Source organism: Mariprofundus sp. KV, assembly GCF_013387475.1.
Lineage (GTDB): Bacteria > Pseudomonadota > Zetaproteobacteria > Mariprofundales > Mariprofundaceae > Mariprofundus.
On the sequence record NZ_VWNB01000001.1, the window covers coordinates 74,956 to 93,069 of the forward strand.

An 18,114-nucleotide genomic window follows, 5' to 3' on the forward strand; every position below is an offset into this window, starting at 1 on the left:
CTTCTATAATCTCCTAGAACTTCAAGCCGCCGGCACGGGCGCCTTCTGCCAGTGCCTTTACGCGACCATGGTATGAGAAGCGGCCACGATCGAAAGCAACTTCACTGATACCCGCTTTAACAGCGCGCTCGGCAATTAATTTTCCTACCTCTTCTGCGCCAGTTCTGTTGCCACCGGATTTAACGGTAGCGTCCAGGCTGGATGCAGTTGCCAATGTTGTACCATTAGCATCGTCGATTACCTGCGCATAGATATGGCGGGCAGAACGAAAAATACTCAGACGAAGGCGGCCGGTGGCCTTAACGCGAGCGCGAACCTTGCGAGCACGGCGCACAGCGCCATTGGATTCATAACGTTTAACAGACATCTCTTATCTCCTAACCTGTCGCCCTTAAGCCTTCTTGCCTTCTTTCATCGCTACATACTCACCGACGTAACGGACACCCTTGCCTTTATAAGGCTCTGGTGGACGGTAAGCGCGGATCTCTGCAGCAACCTGGCCAACCTTCTGCTTATCGATACCGGATACAGTAATAATGCTTGCATCAACAGCTGCATCTACGCCATCAGGCAGCGCATAGATAACCGGATGTGAGAAACCAAGGGAGAGATTCAGATTCTTACCCTGTGCCTGGGCACGATAACCAACGCCGCGCAGCTCAAGCTTCTTCTCAAAACCTGTAGTTACACCGGTAATGTTGTTTGCGATCAGCATGCGAGCCAGACCGAAGAAAGATTTTGTCTTCTTGGTCTCAAGATCGTCACACTTCACAGTCAGAGTGTTTCCCTCCTGCTCAACAGAGATACCTGCGAACAGAGGAGAGGTGAGTTCACCCTTTGCGCCCTTAACCGTTACCGAGTCGTCATTCAGACGAATCTCAACTCCGGCAGGGATATTAATAGGTTCTTTACCAACACGTGACATAACTTACCTCAAAATACCGTACAGAGAACTTCGCCGCCGATTGCTGCAGCACGAGCTTTCTTGTCGGTCATAATGCCCTGAGAGGTGCTCACTACAGCAACACCGTAACCGGACTTCACACGCGGGATCTCATCGGCGCCAACATAAACACGGCGTCCAGATTTTGAGATGCGTTTAATCTCATGAATAATCGCTTTACCGTCGTCATCATAGCGCAGGGTCAGGCGCAGGAAACGGTGTCCCTTGTGGTTGTAGGCTTTCACAGCAGCGATATAGCCCTCTTCCTTAAGTACTTCAGCGATAGCCAGCAGAGCGTTACTCGCAGGCATCTCAACCTTTTCAATTCCAGCCGTCTGCGCGTTACGAATACGCGTCAACATGTCGGCAATACGGTCCATCATCATAGTTCTATACCCCTTACCAGCTCGACTTAACCATGCCAGGTATTTCACCGGCAAGGGCATGCTTGCGCAGGCAGATACGGCACATACCGAGTTTACGGTAAACAGAGTGCGGACGACCGCACAGCTGACAGCGTGTATAAGCGCGAACTTTGAATTTTGGTTTACGATTGCATTTGACAATCATTCTTGTTGAAGCCATGAGCTAACCCTCTTAAGTGCGGAACGGCATACTGAACTGTTTCAGCAGTGCACGTCCCTCATCGTTGGTGTTCGCAGTGGTACAGATAGTGATATCCATGCCGCGAACCTTATCCACCTGATCATATTCGATTTCCGGAAAAATGATCTGCTCTTTCAGACCCAGCGTGTAGTTGCCGCGGCCATCAAATGATTTAGGTGAAACACCCTTGAAATCGCGAATACGTGGCAGAGCAATATTGACCAGACGGTCAAGGAACTCCCACATCTGATCGCCACGCAGAGTTACGCGGCAGCCGACAACCATGCCGTCACGCAGCTTGAAGTTTGCAATAGACTTGCGAGCACGTGTAGTCACAGGTTTCTGACCGGTAATTGCGGTCATGTCAGCCAGTGCGCCTTCAATCGCTTTCGAGTTCTGAGACGCTTCGCCCACACCCATATTGACCACGATCTTGGTAAGACCGGGGATCTGCATCGGGTTGCTGTAGCCGAACTCTTCCTTCAGCGCAGGCACAACCGTCTCTTTATAAAATTCCTTCAAACGAGCCATTGTCGAAACTCCTAGTTATCCAGCACTTCGCCACATTTGCGGCAGGTGCGGACTTTACGACCATCTTCAAGCAGCTTCGCGCCAAGACGGACACCAGATTTACATTTGGAGCAGTAGTACTGCACATTCGAGATGGCCATAGGGGCTTCTTTCTCGATGATGCCACCAGCACTGGCCTGGCTCTGGCGGGTATGACGTTTAATCATATTCACCTTTGTTACCAGCACACTGCTATCCTGCGGCATTACACGGATGACCTTACCACGCGCACCTTTGTCGCGACCGGAAATTACAACCACTTCATCATCTCTGCGAATTCGGGTTTTAACCAACGTTGTCATTATTCTTTCGCCTCTCTTTCCGCTTACAGCACTTCTGGTGCAAGTGAAACGATCTTCATGTAACCCTTGGCACGCAGTTCACGTGTTACAGGGCCAAAAATACGGGTACCCATTGGCTCATTCTGTTTAGAGAGCAGGACTGCCGCATTTTCGTCAAAACGGATGGAGGAGCCGTCTGGACGACGGAACTCTTTGGCCGTACGCACTACAACAGCACGCTGAACCTCACCCTTCTTCACTTTACCACCTGGCATTGCTTCTTTTACAGCTACCACGATCACATCACCAACGCTGGCGTAGCGACGTTTAGAGCCACCCAGAACCTTGATGCATTTAACGCGCTTGGCGCCTGAGTTATCTGCAACCTGCAGTACGGTTTCATTCTGAATCATTGCAAAACCTCCGGATTACAGCTGCTCAGCACGTGTCAGAACCGCTTCCATAACCCAGCGCTTGCGGCGGGAGATTGGAGCAGATTCAATGATACGTACGGTATCACCTACATTGCAGGTGTTTTCAGCATCGTGAGCCATATATTTCTTGTGTGAACGAACCGTCTTACGGTAACGGGTATGCAGGAATTTACGCTCAACCTGCACCACCACGGTCTTCTCACCTTTATTACTAACTACTACCCCTTCCAGGGTGCGCTTGTTTGTTGTTGCCTCGGACATCTCTCTTTTACCCCTTAGCCGCGCTCAGCAAGAATAGTCTTGATACGTGCGATTTCGCGGCGTACCTGACCAACACGTGCGGTATTGTTCAGCTGCATCGTGGCCCTCTGGAAACGGAGCTTCATGTGCTCAGCTGCCAGTTCATCCATGCGCTCTTTCAGATCGGCATCTTTCATGCCACGCAGATCTTTTGCTTTCTTGATATCACTCATCGTCCTACTCCACGCACGACAATCTTGGTACGGATTGGAAGTTTGGCAGCCGCACGCTGAAGTGCGCCATATGCCATCTCTTCATCAATACCGTCCATCTCATACAGGATACGACCAGCTTTAACAGCGGCAACCCAGTACTCAGGTGAACCTTTACCTTTACCCATTCGAACTTCAGCAGGTTTCTTGGAAACCGGAAGATCCGGGAAGATACGAATCCATACGCGACCCTGACGTCTGACGTGACGGTTAATAGTAATACGCGCCGCTTCGATCTGACGGGCGGTAATACGTCCAGGTTCCATCGCTTTGAGGCCATACTGACCAAAGTTCAGGCTTGCGCCACGCGGGCTTTTACCGCGAATGCGCTGCAGCTCTTTATGGTGCTTGCGCCAGCGAATTTTCTTAGGTTGCAACATCGTTACTAATCCTCTTCAACTCAATCTTTATGCGTTGTCAGCGGCGGTGTCGCCTAGCTTCAAACCATGGAATACCCAAACCTTAATACCAACAACACCGTAGGTGGTGTGCGCTTCGGCAAAGCCGTAGTCCACATCAGCACGCAGGGTGTGCAGCGGCACGCGACCTTCGCGGTACCACTCGGTACGTGCAATCTCAGCACCACCCAGACGACCGGAGCAGTTGATTCGAACGCCTTTAGCACCCATACGCAGTGCACTCTGAACCGCACGCTTCATAGCACGGCGGAAAGCGACACGACGCTCGAGCTGGAAAGCGATATTCTCTGCTATCAGCTGTGCCTCTGCTTCAGGGCGACGAACCTCTACGATAAATACCTGAACTTCCTGACCGAATGTTTTGATCAGTTCGTTGCGTACTGCATCGATCTCGGAACCTTTCTTACCAATCACAACACCAGGACGCGAGGTATGAACAGTTACTTTAATCTTATCAGCAGGACGCTCGATGATGATGCGAGATACACCGGCATGTTTCAGACGAGCTTTAACATGGCGACGAAGCTTAATATCTTCACGCAGGTTGTTGCCGAAATTTTTGTCATTGGCGTACCAGATCGATTCCCAGTTACGAATCGTTCCAAGACGGAATCCAATTGGATTTACTTTCTGTCCCATGACTTCTCCCCTTAACCGCGTTCGCTAACAGCAACGGTCAAGTGGCTGTGGCGGTGGAAACGTTTACGCATACGACCCATTCCTTTCGGACGGAAACGCTTCAGCGTCATGCCTGCATCTGCTTTTGCTTCAGATACATACAGTGTATCTACATCCAGGCCATGGTTCTGCTCGGCGTTAGCAATAGCGGACTTGAGAACTTTCTCATACAGACGAGCTGACTTTGCAGGAGACAGGGTCAGTACTGCCAGCGCACGATCAACGTCCAGACCACGGATAGCATCTGCCATCAAACGCGCCTTCTGGGAGCTGATCTTGCTGTTTTTGTGCAATGCACGTACTTGTTCAGACATGCCGATTACCTCTTCCTAGCCTTTTTGTCAGCACCGTGACCATAGTAGGTACGGGTAGGTGAAAACTCACCCAGCTTATGACCAACCATGTTCTCGGTTACGAACACAGGAATAAACTTGTGTCCGTTGTGTACTGCAAAATTCATACCTACAAAATCGGGCGCAATAGTAGAACGACGTGACCAGGTTTTGATCACAGATTTCTTCTCTGCGGCCAGTGCAGCATCAACCTTCTTCTGAAGGGAGGCCTCAATGTACGGACCTTTCTTTAATGAGCGTGCCATCTCTTACCTCACTTCTGGTTGCGGCGGCGAATAATATCACGGTTCGACGCCTTGTTCTTTGCACGAGTCTTATGACCCTTGGTTGGTACACCCCAAGGTGTAACCGGATGACGGCCACCGGATGTGCGGCCTTCACCACCACCATGTGGATGATCTACCGGGTTCATGGCAACACCACGAACATTGGGACGAACACCCAGCCAGCGTGTGCGGCCAGCCTTACCTACCTTGCGGTTGGAGTGGTCAGCATTGCCCATCACACCAATCGTTGCCAGACAGCGAATATCCACACGACGGAACTCGCCGGATGGCATCTTCAGAACGGCACGACCGCCCTCTTTACCCATCAACTGAATAGATGCACCTGCACTGCGTGCGATCTGACCGCCCTTACCGGGCTTCATCTCTACGTTATGCACCTGAGTACCTACGCGGATATTCGACAGTGGCAACGCATTACCCGGACGAATCTCTGCATCAGGACCGCTCATGACCTCATCACCCGGACGAAGACCCTGTGGTGCGAGGATATAACGCTTGTCACCGTTGCTAAAAACAACCAGCGCGATGTGCGCTGTACGGTTGGGGTCATATTCAACGCGCGCAACCTTACCGCCAATACCGAAATTGTCACGCTTGAAATCAACCATACGGTAGAGACGCTTATGTCCGCCGCCACGATGGGCACTGGTAACGCGACCATTGTTGTTACGACCACCGGATTTGGTGAGGCCTACTACCAGGCTCTTCTCAGGAGCGCCCTTGTGCAGATCTTCATTAACCACACCGATACGGCCACGGTTGCCGTTAGTTGTTGGTTTTAATGCCTTCAATGCCATGATTTATACCTCTTCCGCCACTTCCAGACTATGTCCCTCAGCCAGACGAACCACAGCCTTGCGGTAACCCGAACGGGAACCGGTCTGGGCTCCACGACGTTTCGGCTTGCTAGGCATATTGATAACCTGAACTTTATCAACCTTCACTTCGAAGACAGCTTCAACAGCGGCCTTAACCTGAGTTTTGGTTGCTTTACGGGCGACACGGAAAGTGTACTGATTGGCTGCGCCGGTACCTGAATAGCTCTTCTCGGTAATTACAGGCTGACGCAGGATGTCGAAATGATTGATGTTTGCACTCATGACAGACGCTCCTCAAGTTTATCTACAGCAGCTTCAGTCAGGATCACACGCTCACATTTAAGCAGGTCGTGAATGGTCATCTGACCATCAAGCACCACTTTGGTGTGAGGAATGTTACGACCGGAGAGCTCCACATTGCTATTGGCTGCGTCCAGAACAAACAGACCTGAAGTTGCTTCCAGAGCGCCAAGCACCTCAATAAAGGCCTTGGTCTTTGGCGCCTCCAGCTCAAGCTTGTTGACAACAGTCAACTTGCCTTCACGAACGCAGTCGGAGAGAACCAGACAGAGTGCACGGCGACGCTCTTTCTTGTTGATACGCGAATCAAACGTGGTGTTTGCATTCGGACCATGTGCGGTTCCACCATGACGCATCTGTGCAGCACGGGTAGTACCCTGACGTGCACGACCTGTACCCTTCTGTTTGAATGGCTTTTTGCCGCCACCGGAAACATTAGCCACAGTCTTGGTCGCACTTGTGCCTGCACGCTGTGCAGATGCAAGAGATGCATATACACGGTGAACGAAGCCAGCGTCGGAATCCAGGCCGAACACAGCCGGGTTCAGCTCACGCTTGCTCACTTCTTTATTGTTCTGATCTACGATGGTGATCTTCGCCATCTTACGCTCCCTTCACGGCAGGGCGCAGCTCAACCAGTCCGCCACGCGAACCAGGTACAGCACCCCTTACCAGAATACGATTGGATTCGGCATCCACGCGAACCACTTCAAGATTCTGAGTCGTTACACGCTCGTTACCGTAGTGACCAGGCATCTTCTTGCCCGGGAATACACGGCCCGGCCACTGACACTGACCGGTAGAACCCATCTGACGATGTACTTTTTCAGCACCGTGGGTCGCACGGCCACCTGCGAAGTTGTAACGCTTCATTACACCGGCAAAACCGCGACCCTTAGAGGTGCCTGAGATGTCGATCTTCTGACCAACTTCAAACTGTGCAGCGTTCAGCTCCTGACCCAGCTCAAACTCAGCATCCGCAGCGACACGGAACTCTTTCAGCCCGCCGGTCACTTCCTGGCCCTGCTTGGCAAAATGACCCTGAACAGCACGGCTGTTATGACGCTTGGCAGCACCATAACCGACCTGAACAGCATCATAACCGTCACGATCTGAGGTACGACGTGCGATTACCTTGCACGGCTCAACATTCAAAACAGTCACAGGCACCGCAGTACCATCTTCTGCGAAGATCTGTGTCATGCCCGCTTTCCGGGCGATCAATCCAACACTCATGATTATCCTCCCGATTAAAGTTTGATCTCGACATCCACACCGGATGGCAGATCAAGCTTCATTAGCGCGTCCACGGTCTGTGGAGTTGGCTTATCAATATCAAGCATACGCTTGTGGGTACGAATCTCGAACTGTTCACGAGAATCTTTGTACTTGTGCGGAGATTTGATTACGCAGAATTTGCGAATCTTGGTCGGAATTGGAATCGGACCACGTACTTCTGCACCGGTACGTTTTGCTGTAGCTACAATGTCAGCCGCACTCTTATCAAGAATACGGTGATCAAAAGCTTTCAGGCGAATACGAATACTTTGAGTTGCCACGTACGGCCCCCTTACTTAGTTATGTCGGTTACGACGCCAGCGCCGACCGTACGACCACCTTCGCGGATAGCGAAACGAAGCTCTTTATCCATTGCGATTGGGGTAATCAGTTCAACATCCATAGAGATGTTATCGCCAGGCATTACCATCTCAGTTCCCTCAGGAAGGGTAACTGAACCGGTTACGTCAGTTGTACGGAAGTAGAACTGTGGACGGTAACCGTTAAAGAATGGGGTATGACGACCACCCTCTTCTTTATTCAGGATATATGCTTCAGCTTTAAATGAGGTGTGTGGCGTGATGGAGCCTGGCTTGGCCAGAACCTGACCACGCTCGATATCTTCACGCTTAACACCACGAAGAAGAAGACCTACGTTGTCGCCTGCTTCACCGGAATCCAGAAGCTTGCGGAACATCTCAACACCGGTACAGGTAGTCTTAACAGTGTTTTTGATACCAACGATCTCGATCTCTTCACCAACCTTGATCACACCAGCTTCGATACGACCGGTTGCAACAGTACCGCGACCTGAGATGGAGAACACATCCTCAACAGGCATCAGGAACGGCTTGTCTACATCACGTGCAGGGGTAGGAATGTACTCATCCACTGCAGCCATCAGACGCAGGATAGATGGCGCGCCGATCTCAGACTCATCGCCTTCCAGTGCCTTCAGTGCAGAACCGATGATGATTGGTGTGTCGTCACCCGGGAAGTCGTAAGAGTCGAGAAGTTCACGAACCTCCATCTCTACCAGCTCAAGCAGCTCTTCATCATCAACCATGTCAGCCTTGTTCAGGTATACCACCAGGTGAGGTACGTTTACCTGACGCGCCAGCAGTACATGCTCACGGGTCTGTGGCATAGGGCCATCAGCAGCAGAAACTACCAGGATACCGCCGTCCATCTGCGCAGCACCGGTGATCATGTTTTTTACATAGTCAGCATGGCCCGGGCAGTCAACGTGTGCGTAGTGACGCGCTTCAGTCTCATACTCAACGTGAGCTGTAGCGATAGTAATACCGCGCTCGCGCTCTTCCGGAGCACCATCAATGTCGCCGTAGTCCTTGAACACAGCGCCGCCTGTCAGAGACAGAACCTTGGTGATTGCAGCGGTCAACGTGGTCTTGCCATGGTCGACGTGACCGATGGTACCGATGTTCACATGCGGCTTATTACGTTCAAACTTTTCCTTTGCCATGATCTACTCCTTAACCTTTAACAGCAGCAATAATTTCTTGCGCAATATTGTTTGGTACTTCTTCATAGTGTTTAAATGTCATTGTGTAGGTCGCACGACCCTGAGACATCGAACGAACATTGGTTGAGTAGCCGAACATCTCAGAGAGCGGAACTTCAGCCTCAATAACCTTACCGTTACCACGTGCTTCCATGCCGAGAACGCGACCACGGCGACGATTCAGATCGCCAACGATATCACCCATGTAATCTTCAGGTGTTACCACCTCAACATCCATCATCGGCTCAAGAATAACCGGCTTGGCCATCGCACAACCGTTACGCAGACCCATGGAGCCAGCAACCTTGAACGCCATCTCATTGGAGTCGACGTCATGGTAAGAGCCGTCAACCACGGTAACCTTGATATCAACCATCGGATAACCGGCCAGAACACCGTTCTGCATCGCCTCTTCAGCACCCTTACCAACAGCCGGGATATATTCACGCGGAATAGAACCACCGGAGATCTTGTCGATGAATTCAAAACCGGCACCAACTTCATTCGGTTCAACTTCAAGCCAGCAGTGACCATACTGACCACGACCACCGGACTGACGAACAAACTTGCCTTCAGCCTTAACCTTGGCACGGATGGTTTCACGGTAGGCAACCTGCGGCTTACCAACATTGGCATCGACATTGAATTCGCGCTTCATGCGGTCAACAAGAATCTCAAGGTGAAGCTCGCCCATGCCTGAGATAATGGTCTGACCAGTCTCTTCATCGGTACGAACACGGAAAGATGGATCCTCAGCAGCAAGCCTGCCCAGTGCAGTACCCATCTTCTCCTGATCCGCCTTGGTCTTCGGCTCAATAGCAACCGAGATCACCGGCTCAGGGAACTCCATACGCTCAAGAATGATCGGATGCTCAGCATCGCAGAGTGTATCACCGGTAGTGGTGAACTTCAGACCTACGGCAGCTGCGATATCACCGGCACGAACTTCCTTGATCTCGGAACGCTCATTGGCATGCATCTGCAGAATACGACCCAGACGCTCTTTTTTGTCCTTGGTCGAGTTGATAACATAAGAACCCGCTTCAATTGAACCGGAGTAGACACGGAAGAAGGTCAGCGTACCTACAAACGGGTCAGTCATCACCTTGAATGCCAGCGCTGCAAACGGCTGATCATCTGAAGACGGACGAGTATCCGGCGCTTCGGTGTCGGGATGAACACCGGTAATCGCAGGAACATCAGTCGGTGCAGGCATGTATTCAACAACAGCATCAAGCAGCGTCTGAACACCCTTATTCTTAAAGGCAGTACCTGCGAGAACAGGAATCACAGAGATATCGAGAACTGATTTACGAATGCACTCTTTCAGTGCCGCTTCGTCAACCTCTTCACCCTCAAGGTAGGCCATCATCAGCTCTTCATCGTTAACCAGAACAGCATCCAGCAGCAGTTCACGACGCTCTTCAGCAACCTCGAGAAGATCTTCAGGAATCTCCTGAACCTCGTACATTGCACCCATCGCCTCATCTTTCCAGACGATCGCTTTCATAGAGACCAGATCGATAACACCCTGGAAATTCTCTTCAGCACCGATAGGGATATTCAAAGCAACAGCATTGTGACCCAGACGCTCACGAATCTCTTCAATCACGTTGAAGAAATCAGCACCGGTACGGTCCATCTTGTTAACGAATGCAACACGGGGAACTTTATACTTGTCAGCCTGACGCCAAACGGTCTCTGACTGTGGCTGCACGCCACCTACCGCACAGAATACGCCGACCGCACCATCAAGAACGCGCAGTGAGCGCTCTACTTCAATAGTGAAATCCACATGTCCAGGGGTATCAATAATATTAATCTGATGGTCTTTCCAGCTACAGGTTGTTGCAGCCGAGGTAATAGTGATGCCGCGCTCCTGCTCCTGCGCCATCCAGTCCATGGTAGCAGCGCCGTCATGCACTTCACCAATCTTATGACTTACGCCGGTGTAGAAAAGAATACGCTCAGTCGCGGTAGTTTTACCAGCGTCAATATGAGCCATAATGCCGATGTTACGTACACGTTCCAGTGGGGTCTTACGAGCCACGTCGCCACTCCTTTACCATCAAATTAAAAGAACAAACTGTTCCCGGATAAGAGGCCAGACCCCTCATCCAGCAGAGAGGCAACCCTCTTCTGCAATGAACCTGCTCGGCAGGTCCGGGTTTAAACAGCAGGCCGAAGCCTGCAAATCTTGCTTACCAGCGGAAGTGCGAGAACGCCTTGTTCGCTTCAGCCATACGATGAGTCTCATCGCGCTTCTTCCAGGCTCCGCCGCGATCCGCAACAGCATCAGCCATCTCGTTACCCAGACGCTGAGCCATAGTGTGCTCAGAACGCTTGCGGGAGAACTCAACAAGCCAACGCACAGCCAGTGAGTGCTGACGACGATCAGAAACTTCGATCGGCACCTGATAGGTCGCGCCACCAACACGGCGAGACTTCACTTCAACGGCAGGCTTAATAGCCTCGATCGCATTCAACAGGCAAGCCAGAGGCTCACTGCCGGTCTTCTGCGCAGCGATATCCATCGCCTCATAAACAATCGCTTCTGCAACGGTCTTCTTACCGTCAAGCATCACCTTGTTAACTACATTGGAAACGGTTGTGTCACCAAACTTCGCATCCGGTGTGACCGGGCGACGTGGGGCAGGTCCTTTACGTGGCATATCTCAATTCCTCTCTTACTTAGGACGCTTGGCGCCGTACTTAGAACGAGCCTGCTTACGGCCCTCAACACCTGTCGTATCCAGAACACCACGCAGGATATGGTAACGAACACCCGGCAAATCCTTTACACGGCCGCCACGGATCAGAACAACTGAATGCTCCTGCAACTTGTGGCCTTCACCAGGAATGTATGCAGTCACTTCCATACCATTGGTCAGACGTACACGCGCAACTTTACGAAGTGCCGAGTTCGGCTTTTTCGGGGTTGTGGTGTAAACACGGGTACAAACGCCACGACGCTGCGGACAAGCCTGCAGAGCTGGGACCTTATTGATCTTGCGTTTGTCTTTTCGCTCATTACGAATCAACTGATTAATCGTTGGCATTGTTACCTCTTCTCCAAACTTTCACCCCGCCAATTTGCTGAAAAAAAGCACAGCCCTGGCGAAGGGTCGCGAACCTTAGTGTCGCTCTCTATTGCTGTCAACCGCTTTCATCACTAAAAAAACAGACTCGACACATTCCGCTCCAGCTACAGTAATCATGCAGCCGGAAATTCTATTTTTAACGCGCTTGCTATTATTAACTGGCAGGTAGCCGGCAGATCAATCCAGCGCCTGAACAATCGCCTCACACGCCTTTTTGGCATCGGCAAACAGCATCATAGTCTGATCCATATAGAACAGATCATTATCCAGTCCTGCATAGCCGGCAGCCAGCGAACGTTTGACCACAATCACATGTTTGGCTTTAGAGGCCTCCAGAATCGGCATACCGTAGATCGGACTGGCCGGATCAGTTTTGGCTGCAGGGTTAACCACATCATTGGCACCGATCACCAGAGCAACATCAGTATCTGCAAATTCAGAGTTAATCTCATCCATCTCAAAAACAATATCATACGGCACATCGGCTTCAGCCAGCAGCACATTCATATGACCCGGCATACGTCCTGCCACGGGGTGAATGGCGAATTTCACATCCACACCCTGCTTGAGCAGCACATCCACCATCTCTTTCAGAGCATGCTGAGCACGTGCAACCGCCAGCCCGTAACCCGGAATAATCACCACAGAGCGGGCATTGCCGATCATAAATGCCGCATCTTCAGCCGCACCACTCTTCACCGGACGCTCGACAACCTCACCGCCTGCAGCCGATGCCGCTGCAGCGTCGCCACCAAACCCACCCAGCAACACATTAAACAGCGAGCGATTCATCGCCTTGCACATAATATAAGATAGAATCGCACCGGAAGAGCCGACCAGCGCACCGGCAATGATCAGCATATTGTTACCCAGTGTAAATCCGATACCTGCCGCAGCCCAGCCTGAGTATGAGTTGAGCATCGAAACAATCACCGGCATATCGGCGCCACCAATGGGCACAATCAGCAACACGCCCAACACCAGTGCAACAGCCAGCATAATCAGAAATGGCAGCCATGCGCCACTGACGCAGAACATAATGCCCGAACCAATCATCACCACACCCAACACCAGATTGAGCAGATGCTGGCCGGAGAACTGCAATGGCCGACCAGAAAGAAGCCCCTGCAATTTACCAAAAGCGATCAGTGATGCGGTAAAAGTAATGGCACCGATAAAGGTGCCGAGAAACAGCTCAACACGACTGGCCAGATAGAGGCCGCCCTGTGCATTGGCAATACCATAAGCCACCGGGTCATAACAGGCCGATACAGCAATCAATACCGCCGCCAGACCGACCAGCGAATGCATGAAAGCCACGGTCTGAGGCATATGGGTCATTGGCACCTTGCGTGCCACCACGCCACCAATCAGACCGCCGATGGCGATAGCCGCAACAATCCAGGCGTAGTTCTGTACGGCATCAAGCTGCAGCGTCACCAGCGCAGCAATGCCCATGCCGAGCATGCCGAAGGCATTACCACGACGGGCAGAGGCCGGACTGGCCAGCCCCTTAAGGGCAAAAATAATCAGTACGGATGCGACGAGGTACGCCAGCTCCACCATATTGGCTGATAACATGAGTTCCCCTTACGTCCGCTTCTTGAACATCGCCAGCATGCGCTGCGTCACCATAAAACCACCGAAGATATTCACCGAAGCAAGACCTACGGCAATCAGACCGAGCACGGTCGCCAGATTCATCTCCAACGGGCCAGCCGCCAGCAGTGCACCGACAATAATAATACTGGAGATGGCATTGGTTACACTCATCAGCGGCGTGTGCAGTGCAGGTGTAACATTCCAGACCACGTGATATCCGACAATGATCGCCAAAACAAAAACGGTAACGGAGAGGACAATAGGATCAGCCGCCCCATCCTGTGCAGCCTGCGCCGCATTCTCCACAGCATCTATATTCACGCCTTCTCTCCCTTATTCAACAGCTCAGGCTTAAGAAACTCTCCATCGCGGGTAAGCAGCGAGGATGCGATCACCTCATCGTCCATATTGATGGACAGCCCGCCACTCTCCCTGTCCAGCATCGGAGTCAGGAAGTTCAGCAGGTTGCGCGCATAGAGGCCACTGGCATCAGTAGCCATCAGAGCCGGAATATTGCCAACACCGACCAGCGTCACGCCATGCTTGCTGACAATTTCATCCAGCTCGGAGAGCGGGCAGTTTCCACCCATCTCAACAGCCAGATCCACAATGACTGAACCCGGCTTCATGCTTTTCACCATCTCTTCTGTGATCAGCACCGGCGCAGGCCTGCCAGGAATCAGCGCCGTGGTGATAATAATATCGGCTTTAGCCGCGCGCTCGGCAATCAGATCAGCCTGACGCTGCTTGTAATCATCATCCATCTCTTTGGCATAACCACCGGCATCTTCGGCATCGACATCCGAAGCGACCTCAACAAAACGGGCACCCAGACTCTCAACCTGCTCCTTGGCTGCAGCGCGCACATCAAACACCTCAACATTGGCACCCATGCGCCTTGCCGTGGCAATCGCCTGCAGGCCTGCCACACCTGCCCCCATAATCAGCACCTTGGCAGGCTGTACAGTACCAGCAGCTGTCATCAGCATCGGGAAGAAACGCTGATAGTGCTCCATCGCAAGCAGCACCGACTTATAACCGGCAATATTGGCCTGCGAAGAGAGCACATCCATGCTCTGGGCTCGCGAAATACGCGGCACCATCTCCATGCAGAAACAGGTCAGTCCCGCATCGGCATAGCTTTTAAGCAGTGGATTGGTGAATGGTGAGACAAGGCTGACAACCGCAGCCCCCTTTTTAAGGGCCGGTATTTCGGCCTCATTGAGCGGACGCACCTTCAAAATCAGGTCGGCACTGCCACAGGTAGCGGCAAAGTCGTCTGCCAGCTCAGCCCCTTTTTCGAGATAGGCCGCATCAGGATAGTTGGCGGCAAGACCCGCCCCCTTCTCAACCACTACACGACAACCGGCCGCCATAAATTTGGCTACCGTTTCAGGTGTGGCTGCAACGCGTTTTTCGTGAAGCTGGGTTTCGGCTGGAACCGCGATCAACATCTGTTCATTTTCCCCTGTGAGCAAGTTGTCTGAACTGTGATCATCATGATGACAACTCAATGGAAGTGGCATTGTAAAAGCACCGCCCCGTATTACAAGCGCAATTCGACTAAGGTTACTGCCCCTGCACCATCTCCGGGAAGCTCCAGCGCAACGAGTTCGGCCGCCGGCACATAGGCGTGAGCATACCGGTAGAGCTCATCATCAAGCACCTGCCCGTCATACATCAACACATCAAGATCCAGCGTGCGCGGCCTCCACGACCCTTCAGAGCGATCACGCCCCTGTGCATCCTCAAGCGCCTTCAGCCGGGCCTTGAGTTGCGATGCAGGCAGCTCAGATTCAACCCTGCAGCAGGCGTTAAGAAAGTCCGCCCCCTCCATGCCTACCGCTGGCGAATGGTAGACCGCAGAGAAACATACCTCCTCAAAATCCCTGCGCAGCGCAATAGCCGCAAGCCTGAGATTCTGCTCGGGCTCAATATTGGAGCCCATGCCAATCAGCACCTGGACCATCAGTCGATGCACCCCCGCTCAATAAGCACCGCAACATTCTCAGTACCACGCACAGCCCCCGGCTTGGACATTTTCAGGCGCAACCACGGTACTGCGAACTCGTTCATCAGAATCTGCGCACACTGCTCTGCCAGCTTCTCGATCAACCCGAAGCTCGAACCCTCAACAAACGATATCAGTCGTTTGGATACCGATTTATAGTCCAGTGCATCTTCAATATTATCCGATGCTGCAGCCCGCGAAATATCCCAGGCCATCTCCAGGTCAAGCCGCACAGTCTGGCGAATCTCCCGCTCCCAGTCATAGATTCCAATCACGGTCCTGATCTCCAATCCCTCAATCAGCACAAGGTCTTTAACGCTCATGACATACTCCATATATCTTTTTCAGATGATGAAAACTTGACACTTTGCCATTTTGCACCATTATTCGCCGCGCTTTTTTTGGTGCAAGGAGAGGGGTCCCAATGAGTAGTGTCGCAATTAAATCAACTGAAGAGATCGTTTCATGTTCAGACAACGGTCAGCACCCTCTGATCTACATCAGCCTGAAACCGGGGCATGGCCAGTGCCAATACTGCGGTCAGAAGTTCATCCGCACGACAACAACCGACTCCGCCAGCACCGAAAAAAAAGCAGCCTGAAACAGCTTCCGGCTTAACCTTCAACGCGCTGCCTGTTGATCTCAAACAGAGCAACGCCTGTCGCCACCGATACATTCAATGACTCCACATGGCCGGGCATCGGGATACTGATCAACTGATCACAACCCTCACGCACCAGCCTGCGCATACCCTTACCCTCAGAACCCATCACCACCGCCGTCGCACCCTTCAGTCCGGCTGCATAGATCGAACAATCAGCCTCTCCTGCCAGCCCGACAACCCAGAAACCCACCTGCTGCAGCTTCTCCATCGCACGCTTCAGATTGGTCACCTGCAACAGCGGCAGTCGTGCCAGTGCACCGCAGGCAGCCTTGCTCACAACAGGCGAATGCAGATCGGCAGCATGGTCCTTGGGCACAATCACCCCGACACAACCTGCCGCCTCAGCGGTGCGCACACAGGCTCCGAGATTGTGTGGATCGGTCACCTGATCCAGCAGCAGCACCATAGGCCCGGCATCCATATTCAGCGAATCAAGCCACTGCTCAAAGGAGAGCCCCTTCCTGGCTCCGGCAACAGCCATGCGGGCCACCACACCCTGATGCGGCACACCATCAGCAAGGCGAGCCAGCGCATCTTTCTGCATGAAATTCACCCTTAAACCTTTCTTTTTGGCCAGATGGATCAGCTCATTTAAGCGCGGATGCGATTTACCCCGCTCAATCATCAACTCATCAATCGCATCACCTGCATCAAGTGCATGTTTGACGGCGTGAATACCGGCGATCACATTTCCATTACTGTTCATACTTCTCCCTGAATGCGTCGATAAATGCATCATACATCGCTGCCGGCAGTGCATTGATGCCGGCTGCCGCTTTTCTGCCACCACCGGTCGGGAACATCATGCAGAGCTCATCCGCGCCGGTTTTATTATTCAACGGAGCGCGCACGCTGATGCGGAACTCACCACCTGGAAGCGCGGTCAAAAGCGCATGCGCCCGATCCGGATACTGACGAGCAAGCTCGTTGCCATAGACACCGGAGACACGCCGCGTCCACGGCGCATCCTGCAGCACCACCACAGCGATATACTCCTCCTCGACTGCCAGTGTAAGATTGCGCGCCTGAGCCATATCGGCCTCATAACCCTCAGCGAGTCTGGCGAAGTCAGCCGACTCAGCGATAAAAGCGAAAGGGTCAGCGTAGGGTGAGATGGCGCGATAGAGATCGGCCGGATGAAAATGGAGATCTTCAGGTGTTACGCCATATCCGTTGTAGTTGATCAGCGTACCGAGCTGCTCCAGCTGTGAGAGCCGGGCATCGGAGAGCTTCAGCGGGGCGGCTGCGGCACGGGCTGAATCAAACAGATTGTCACCAAATGCTGCCGTAACAGCCCACGGCAGATGCGCACCATCGAGATAGCTGTTAACCAGCAGACTGGTGCAGGTATCGGCCGAAGTATCAATTCGGGCCTGCAGACGATCCGACGTCGGGATCTCCCCGGCAAAATGGTGATCGCAGTAAAAGAGTTCAGCACCAGCATCAAGCAGCCGCAACAGATCATCGCGGTTTTTATCCAGAGATATATCCAGCACAGTCAGCTTATCTCCAGCCTGAGCCTCAACCTTTTTCAGCAACGAAATATCGCGCTTCACGCCGGTAACCAGCTCGGATTTGCGCGGACAGGAGAGCCTCAACTGGTGCAGGGCGCAGATGCCATCGGCGTCGCCATTAAATATATCAAAACAGGTCATGGGCAAACCCTTCGCAACCAGACCTGCAAATGCAAGCAAAAGCACAGAATCGATGAATTAACAATAGGCATAATATTTAT

At 52.4% G+C, this 18,114-nt stretch carries 30 protein-coding genes; 1 reads left to right on the forward strand and 29 read right to left on the reverse strand.

Annotated elements, in window-relative coordinates:
- Positions 1-13 precede the first annotated feature (13 nt).
- The 27 genes from rplR to folB form a co-directional block, all read right to left on the reverse strand.
- Positions 14-367 (reverse strand): 50S ribosomal protein L18, encoded by a 354-nt coding sequence (rplR, locus tag F3F93_RS00425; RefSeq protein ID WP_176957187.1) that lies wholly within the window; start codon positions 365-367, stop codon positions 14-16.
- A gap of 24 nt (positions 368-391) precedes the next feature.
- Entirely contained in the window at positions 392-925 is a 534-nt protein-coding gene (gene rplF, locus F3F93_RS00430) for a 50S ribosomal protein L6 (protein ID WP_176957188.1), read from the reverse strand.
- Positions 926-933: 8 nt separating this feature from the next.
- Entirely contained in the window at positions 934-1,329 is a 396-nt protein-coding gene (rpsH, locus tag F3F93_RS00435; protein ID WP_176957189.1) for a 30S ribosomal protein S8, read from the reverse strand.
- A gap of 13 nt (positions 1,330-1,342) precedes the next feature.
- Positions 1,343-1,528: a type Z 30S ribosomal protein S14 gene (locus F3F93_RS00440; protein WP_176957190.1), complete on the reverse strand. Its 186-nt coding sequence runs from the start codon at positions 1,526-1,528 to the stop codon at positions 1,343-1,345.
- 12 nt (positions 1,529-1,540) lie between these two features.
- A complete protein-coding gene (rplE, locus tag F3F93_RS00445; protein ID WP_176957191.1) occupies positions 1,541-2,080 on the reverse strand; it encodes a 50S ribosomal protein L5 in 540 nt (179 codons plus the stop codon).
- Between the two features lie 11 nt (positions 2,081-2,091).
- Positions 2,092-2,421, reverse strand: coding sequence for a 50S ribosomal protein L24 (gene rplX / locus F3F93_RS00450; protein WP_176957192.1), 330 nt, complete (start codon positions 2,419-2,421; stop codon positions 2,092-2,094).
- Positions 2,422-2,444: 23 nt separating this feature from the next.
- The gene (gene rplN, locus F3F93_RS00455; RefSeq protein WP_176957193.1) at positions 2,445-2,813 is read right to left on the reverse strand and encodes a 50S ribosomal protein L14; all 369 of its coding nucleotides are present in this window, start codon (positions 2,811-2,813) and stop codon (positions 2,445-2,447) included.
- 15 nt (positions 2,814-2,828) lie between these two features.
- Entirely contained in the window at positions 2,829-3,095 is a 267-nt protein-coding gene (gene rpsQ, locus F3F93_RS00460) for a 30S ribosomal protein S17 (protein ID WP_176957194.1), read from the reverse strand.
- Positions 3,096-3,109: 14 nt separating this feature from the next.
- Positions 3,110-3,307: a 50S ribosomal protein L29 gene (gene rpmC, locus F3F93_RS00465; protein ID WP_176957195.1), complete on the reverse strand. Its 198-nt coding sequence runs from the start codon at positions 3,305-3,307 to the stop codon at positions 3,110-3,112.
- Positions 3,304-3,726 (reverse strand): 50S ribosomal protein L16, encoded by a 423-nt coding sequence (gene rplP, locus F3F93_RS00470; protein WP_176957196.1) that lies wholly within the window; start codon positions 3,724-3,726, stop codon positions 3,304-3,306. The genes rpmC and rplP overlap by 4 nt, the downstream gene beginning before the upstream one ends.
- A 27-nt stretch (positions 3,727-3,753) precedes the next feature.
- The gene (rpsC, locus tag F3F93_RS00475; protein WP_176957197.1) at positions 3,754-4,404 is read right to left on the reverse strand and encodes a 30S ribosomal protein S3; all 651 of its coding nucleotides are present in this window, start codon (positions 4,402-4,404) and stop codon (positions 3,754-3,756) included.
- Positions 4,405-4,415: 11 nt separating this feature from the next.
- The gene (gene rplV / locus F3F93_RS00480) at positions 4,416-4,757 is read right to left on the reverse strand and encodes a 50S ribosomal protein L22 (protein WP_176957198.1); all 342 of its coding nucleotides are present in this window, start codon (positions 4,755-4,757) and stop codon (positions 4,416-4,418) included.
- A gap of 5 nt (positions 4,758-4,762) precedes the next feature.
- Positions 4,763-5,041, reverse strand: a complete 279-nt coding sequence (rpsS, locus tag F3F93_RS00485; protein ID WP_176957199.1) for a 30S ribosomal protein S19 — start codon at positions 5,039-5,041, stop codon at positions 4,763-4,765.
- Positions 5,042-5,049: 8 nt separating this feature from the next.
- Positions 5,050-5,880, reverse strand: coding sequence for a 50S ribosomal protein L2 (rplB, locus tag F3F93_RS00490; protein ID WP_176957200.1), 831 nt, complete (start codon positions 5,878-5,880; stop codon positions 5,050-5,052).
- A gap of 3 nt (positions 5,881-5,883) precedes the next feature.
- On the reverse strand, positions 5,884-6,183 hold the full coding sequence (gene rplW / locus F3F93_RS00495) for a 50S ribosomal protein L23 (protein WP_176957201.1): 300 nt from the start codon (positions 6,181-6,183) through the stop codon (positions 5,884-5,886).
- Positions 6,180-6,803 (reverse strand): 50S ribosomal protein L4, encoded by a 624-nt coding sequence (rplD, locus tag F3F93_RS00500; RefSeq protein WP_176957202.1) that lies wholly within the window; start codon positions 6,801-6,803, stop codon positions 6,180-6,182. The genes rplW and rplD overlap by 4 nt, the downstream gene beginning before the upstream one ends.
- A gap of 1 nt (position 6,804) precedes the next feature.
- The gene (gene rplC / locus F3F93_RS00505) at positions 6,805-7,437 is read right to left on the reverse strand and encodes a 50S ribosomal protein L3 (RefSeq protein WP_176957203.1); all 633 of its coding nucleotides are present in this window, start codon (positions 7,435-7,437) and stop codon (positions 6,805-6,807) included.
- Positions 7,438-7,451: 14 nt separating this feature from the next.
- Entirely contained in the window at positions 7,452-7,760 is a 309-nt protein-coding gene (rpsJ, locus tag F3F93_RS00510; RefSeq protein WP_100266087.1) for a 30S ribosomal protein S10, read from the reverse strand.
- 11 nt (positions 7,761-7,771) lie between these two features.
- A complete protein-coding gene (tuf, locus tag F3F93_RS00515) occupies positions 7,772-8,962 on the reverse strand; it encodes an elongation factor Tu (protein ID WP_176957204.1) in 1,191 nt (396 codons plus the stop codon).
- A gap of 10 nt (positions 8,963-8,972) precedes the next feature.
- Positions 8,973-11,051, reverse strand: coding sequence for an elongation factor G (gene fusA, locus F3F93_RS00520; RefSeq protein WP_176957205.1), 2,079 nt, complete (start codon positions 11,049-11,051; stop codon positions 8,973-8,975).
- 151 nt (positions 11,052-11,202) lie between these two features.
- The gene (rpsG, locus tag F3F93_RS00525) at positions 11,203-11,673 is read right to left on the reverse strand and encodes a 30S ribosomal protein S7 (protein WP_176957206.1); all 471 of its coding nucleotides are present in this window, start codon (positions 11,671-11,673) and stop codon (positions 11,203-11,205) included.
- A gap of 15 nt (positions 11,674-11,688) precedes the next feature.
- A complete protein-coding gene (gene rpsL / locus F3F93_RS00530; protein ID WP_176957207.1) occupies positions 11,689-12,060 on the reverse strand; it encodes a 30S ribosomal protein S12 in 372 nt (123 codons plus the stop codon).
- 219 nt (positions 12,061-12,279) lie between these two features.
- Entirely contained in the window at positions 12,280-13,683 is a 1,404-nt protein-coding gene (locus tag F3F93_RS00535) for an NAD(P)(+) transhydrogenase (Re/Si-specific) subunit beta (protein ID WP_176957208.1), read from the reverse strand.
- A 9-nt stretch (positions 13,684-13,692) separates the two neighbouring features.
- On the reverse strand, positions 13,693-14,010 hold the full coding sequence (locus F3F93_RS00540) for a proton-translocating transhydrogenase family protein (RefSeq protein ID WP_176957414.1): 318 nt from the start codon (positions 14,008-14,010) through the stop codon (positions 13,693-13,695).
- 11 nt (positions 14,011-14,021) lie between these two features.
- Positions 14,022-15,158, reverse strand: a complete 1,137-nt coding sequence (locus F3F93_RS00545) for a Re/Si-specific NAD(P)(+) transhydrogenase subunit alpha (protein WP_176957209.1) — start codon at positions 15,156-15,158, stop codon at positions 14,022-14,024.
- 92 nt (positions 15,159-15,250) lie between these two features.
- Positions 15,251-15,673, reverse strand: coding sequence for a 2-amino-4-hydroxy-6-hydroxymethyldihydropteridine diphosphokinase (gene folK, locus F3F93_RS00550; RefSeq protein ID WP_176957210.1), 423 nt, complete (start codon positions 15,671-15,673; stop codon positions 15,251-15,253).
- Positions 15,673-16,038 (reverse strand): dihydroneopterin aldolase, encoded by a 366-nt coding sequence (folB, locus tag F3F93_RS00555; protein WP_176957211.1) that lies wholly within the window; start codon positions 16,036-16,038, stop codon positions 15,673-15,675. The genes folK and folB overlap by 1 nt, the downstream gene beginning before the upstream one ends.
- A 101-nt stretch (positions 16,039-16,139) precedes the next feature.
- On the opposite strand from folB, the gene F3F93_RS00560 reads away from it, so the two are divergent.
- Positions 16,140-16,316 carry a zinc-finger domain-containing protein gene (locus F3F93_RS00560; protein ID WP_176957212.1) on the forward strand — a complete coding sequence of 59 codons (177 nt, stop codon included), beginning with the start codon at positions 16,140-16,142 and terminating at the stop codon, positions 16,314-16,316.
- Between the two features lie 13 nt (positions 16,317-16,329).
- On the opposite strand, the gene rlmB is transcribed toward F3F93_RS00560, so the two are convergent.
- Both rlmB and F3F93_RS00570 read right to left on the reverse strand, forming a co-directional pair.
- The gene (gene rlmB, locus F3F93_RS00565; RefSeq protein WP_176957213.1) at positions 16,330-17,085 is read right to left on the reverse strand and encodes a 23S rRNA (guanosine(2251)-2'-O)-methyltransferase RlmB; all 756 of its coding nucleotides are present in this window, start codon (positions 17,083-17,085) and stop codon (positions 16,330-16,332) included.
- Complete coding sequence (locus F3F93_RS00570) at positions 17,075-18,034, reverse strand: DHH family phosphoesterase (protein WP_176957214.1); 960 nt, start codon at positions 18,032-18,034, stop codon at positions 17,075-17,077. The genes rlmB and F3F93_RS00570 overlap by 11 nt, the downstream gene beginning before the upstream one ends.
- Positions 18,035-18,114: the final 80 nt, after the last annotated feature.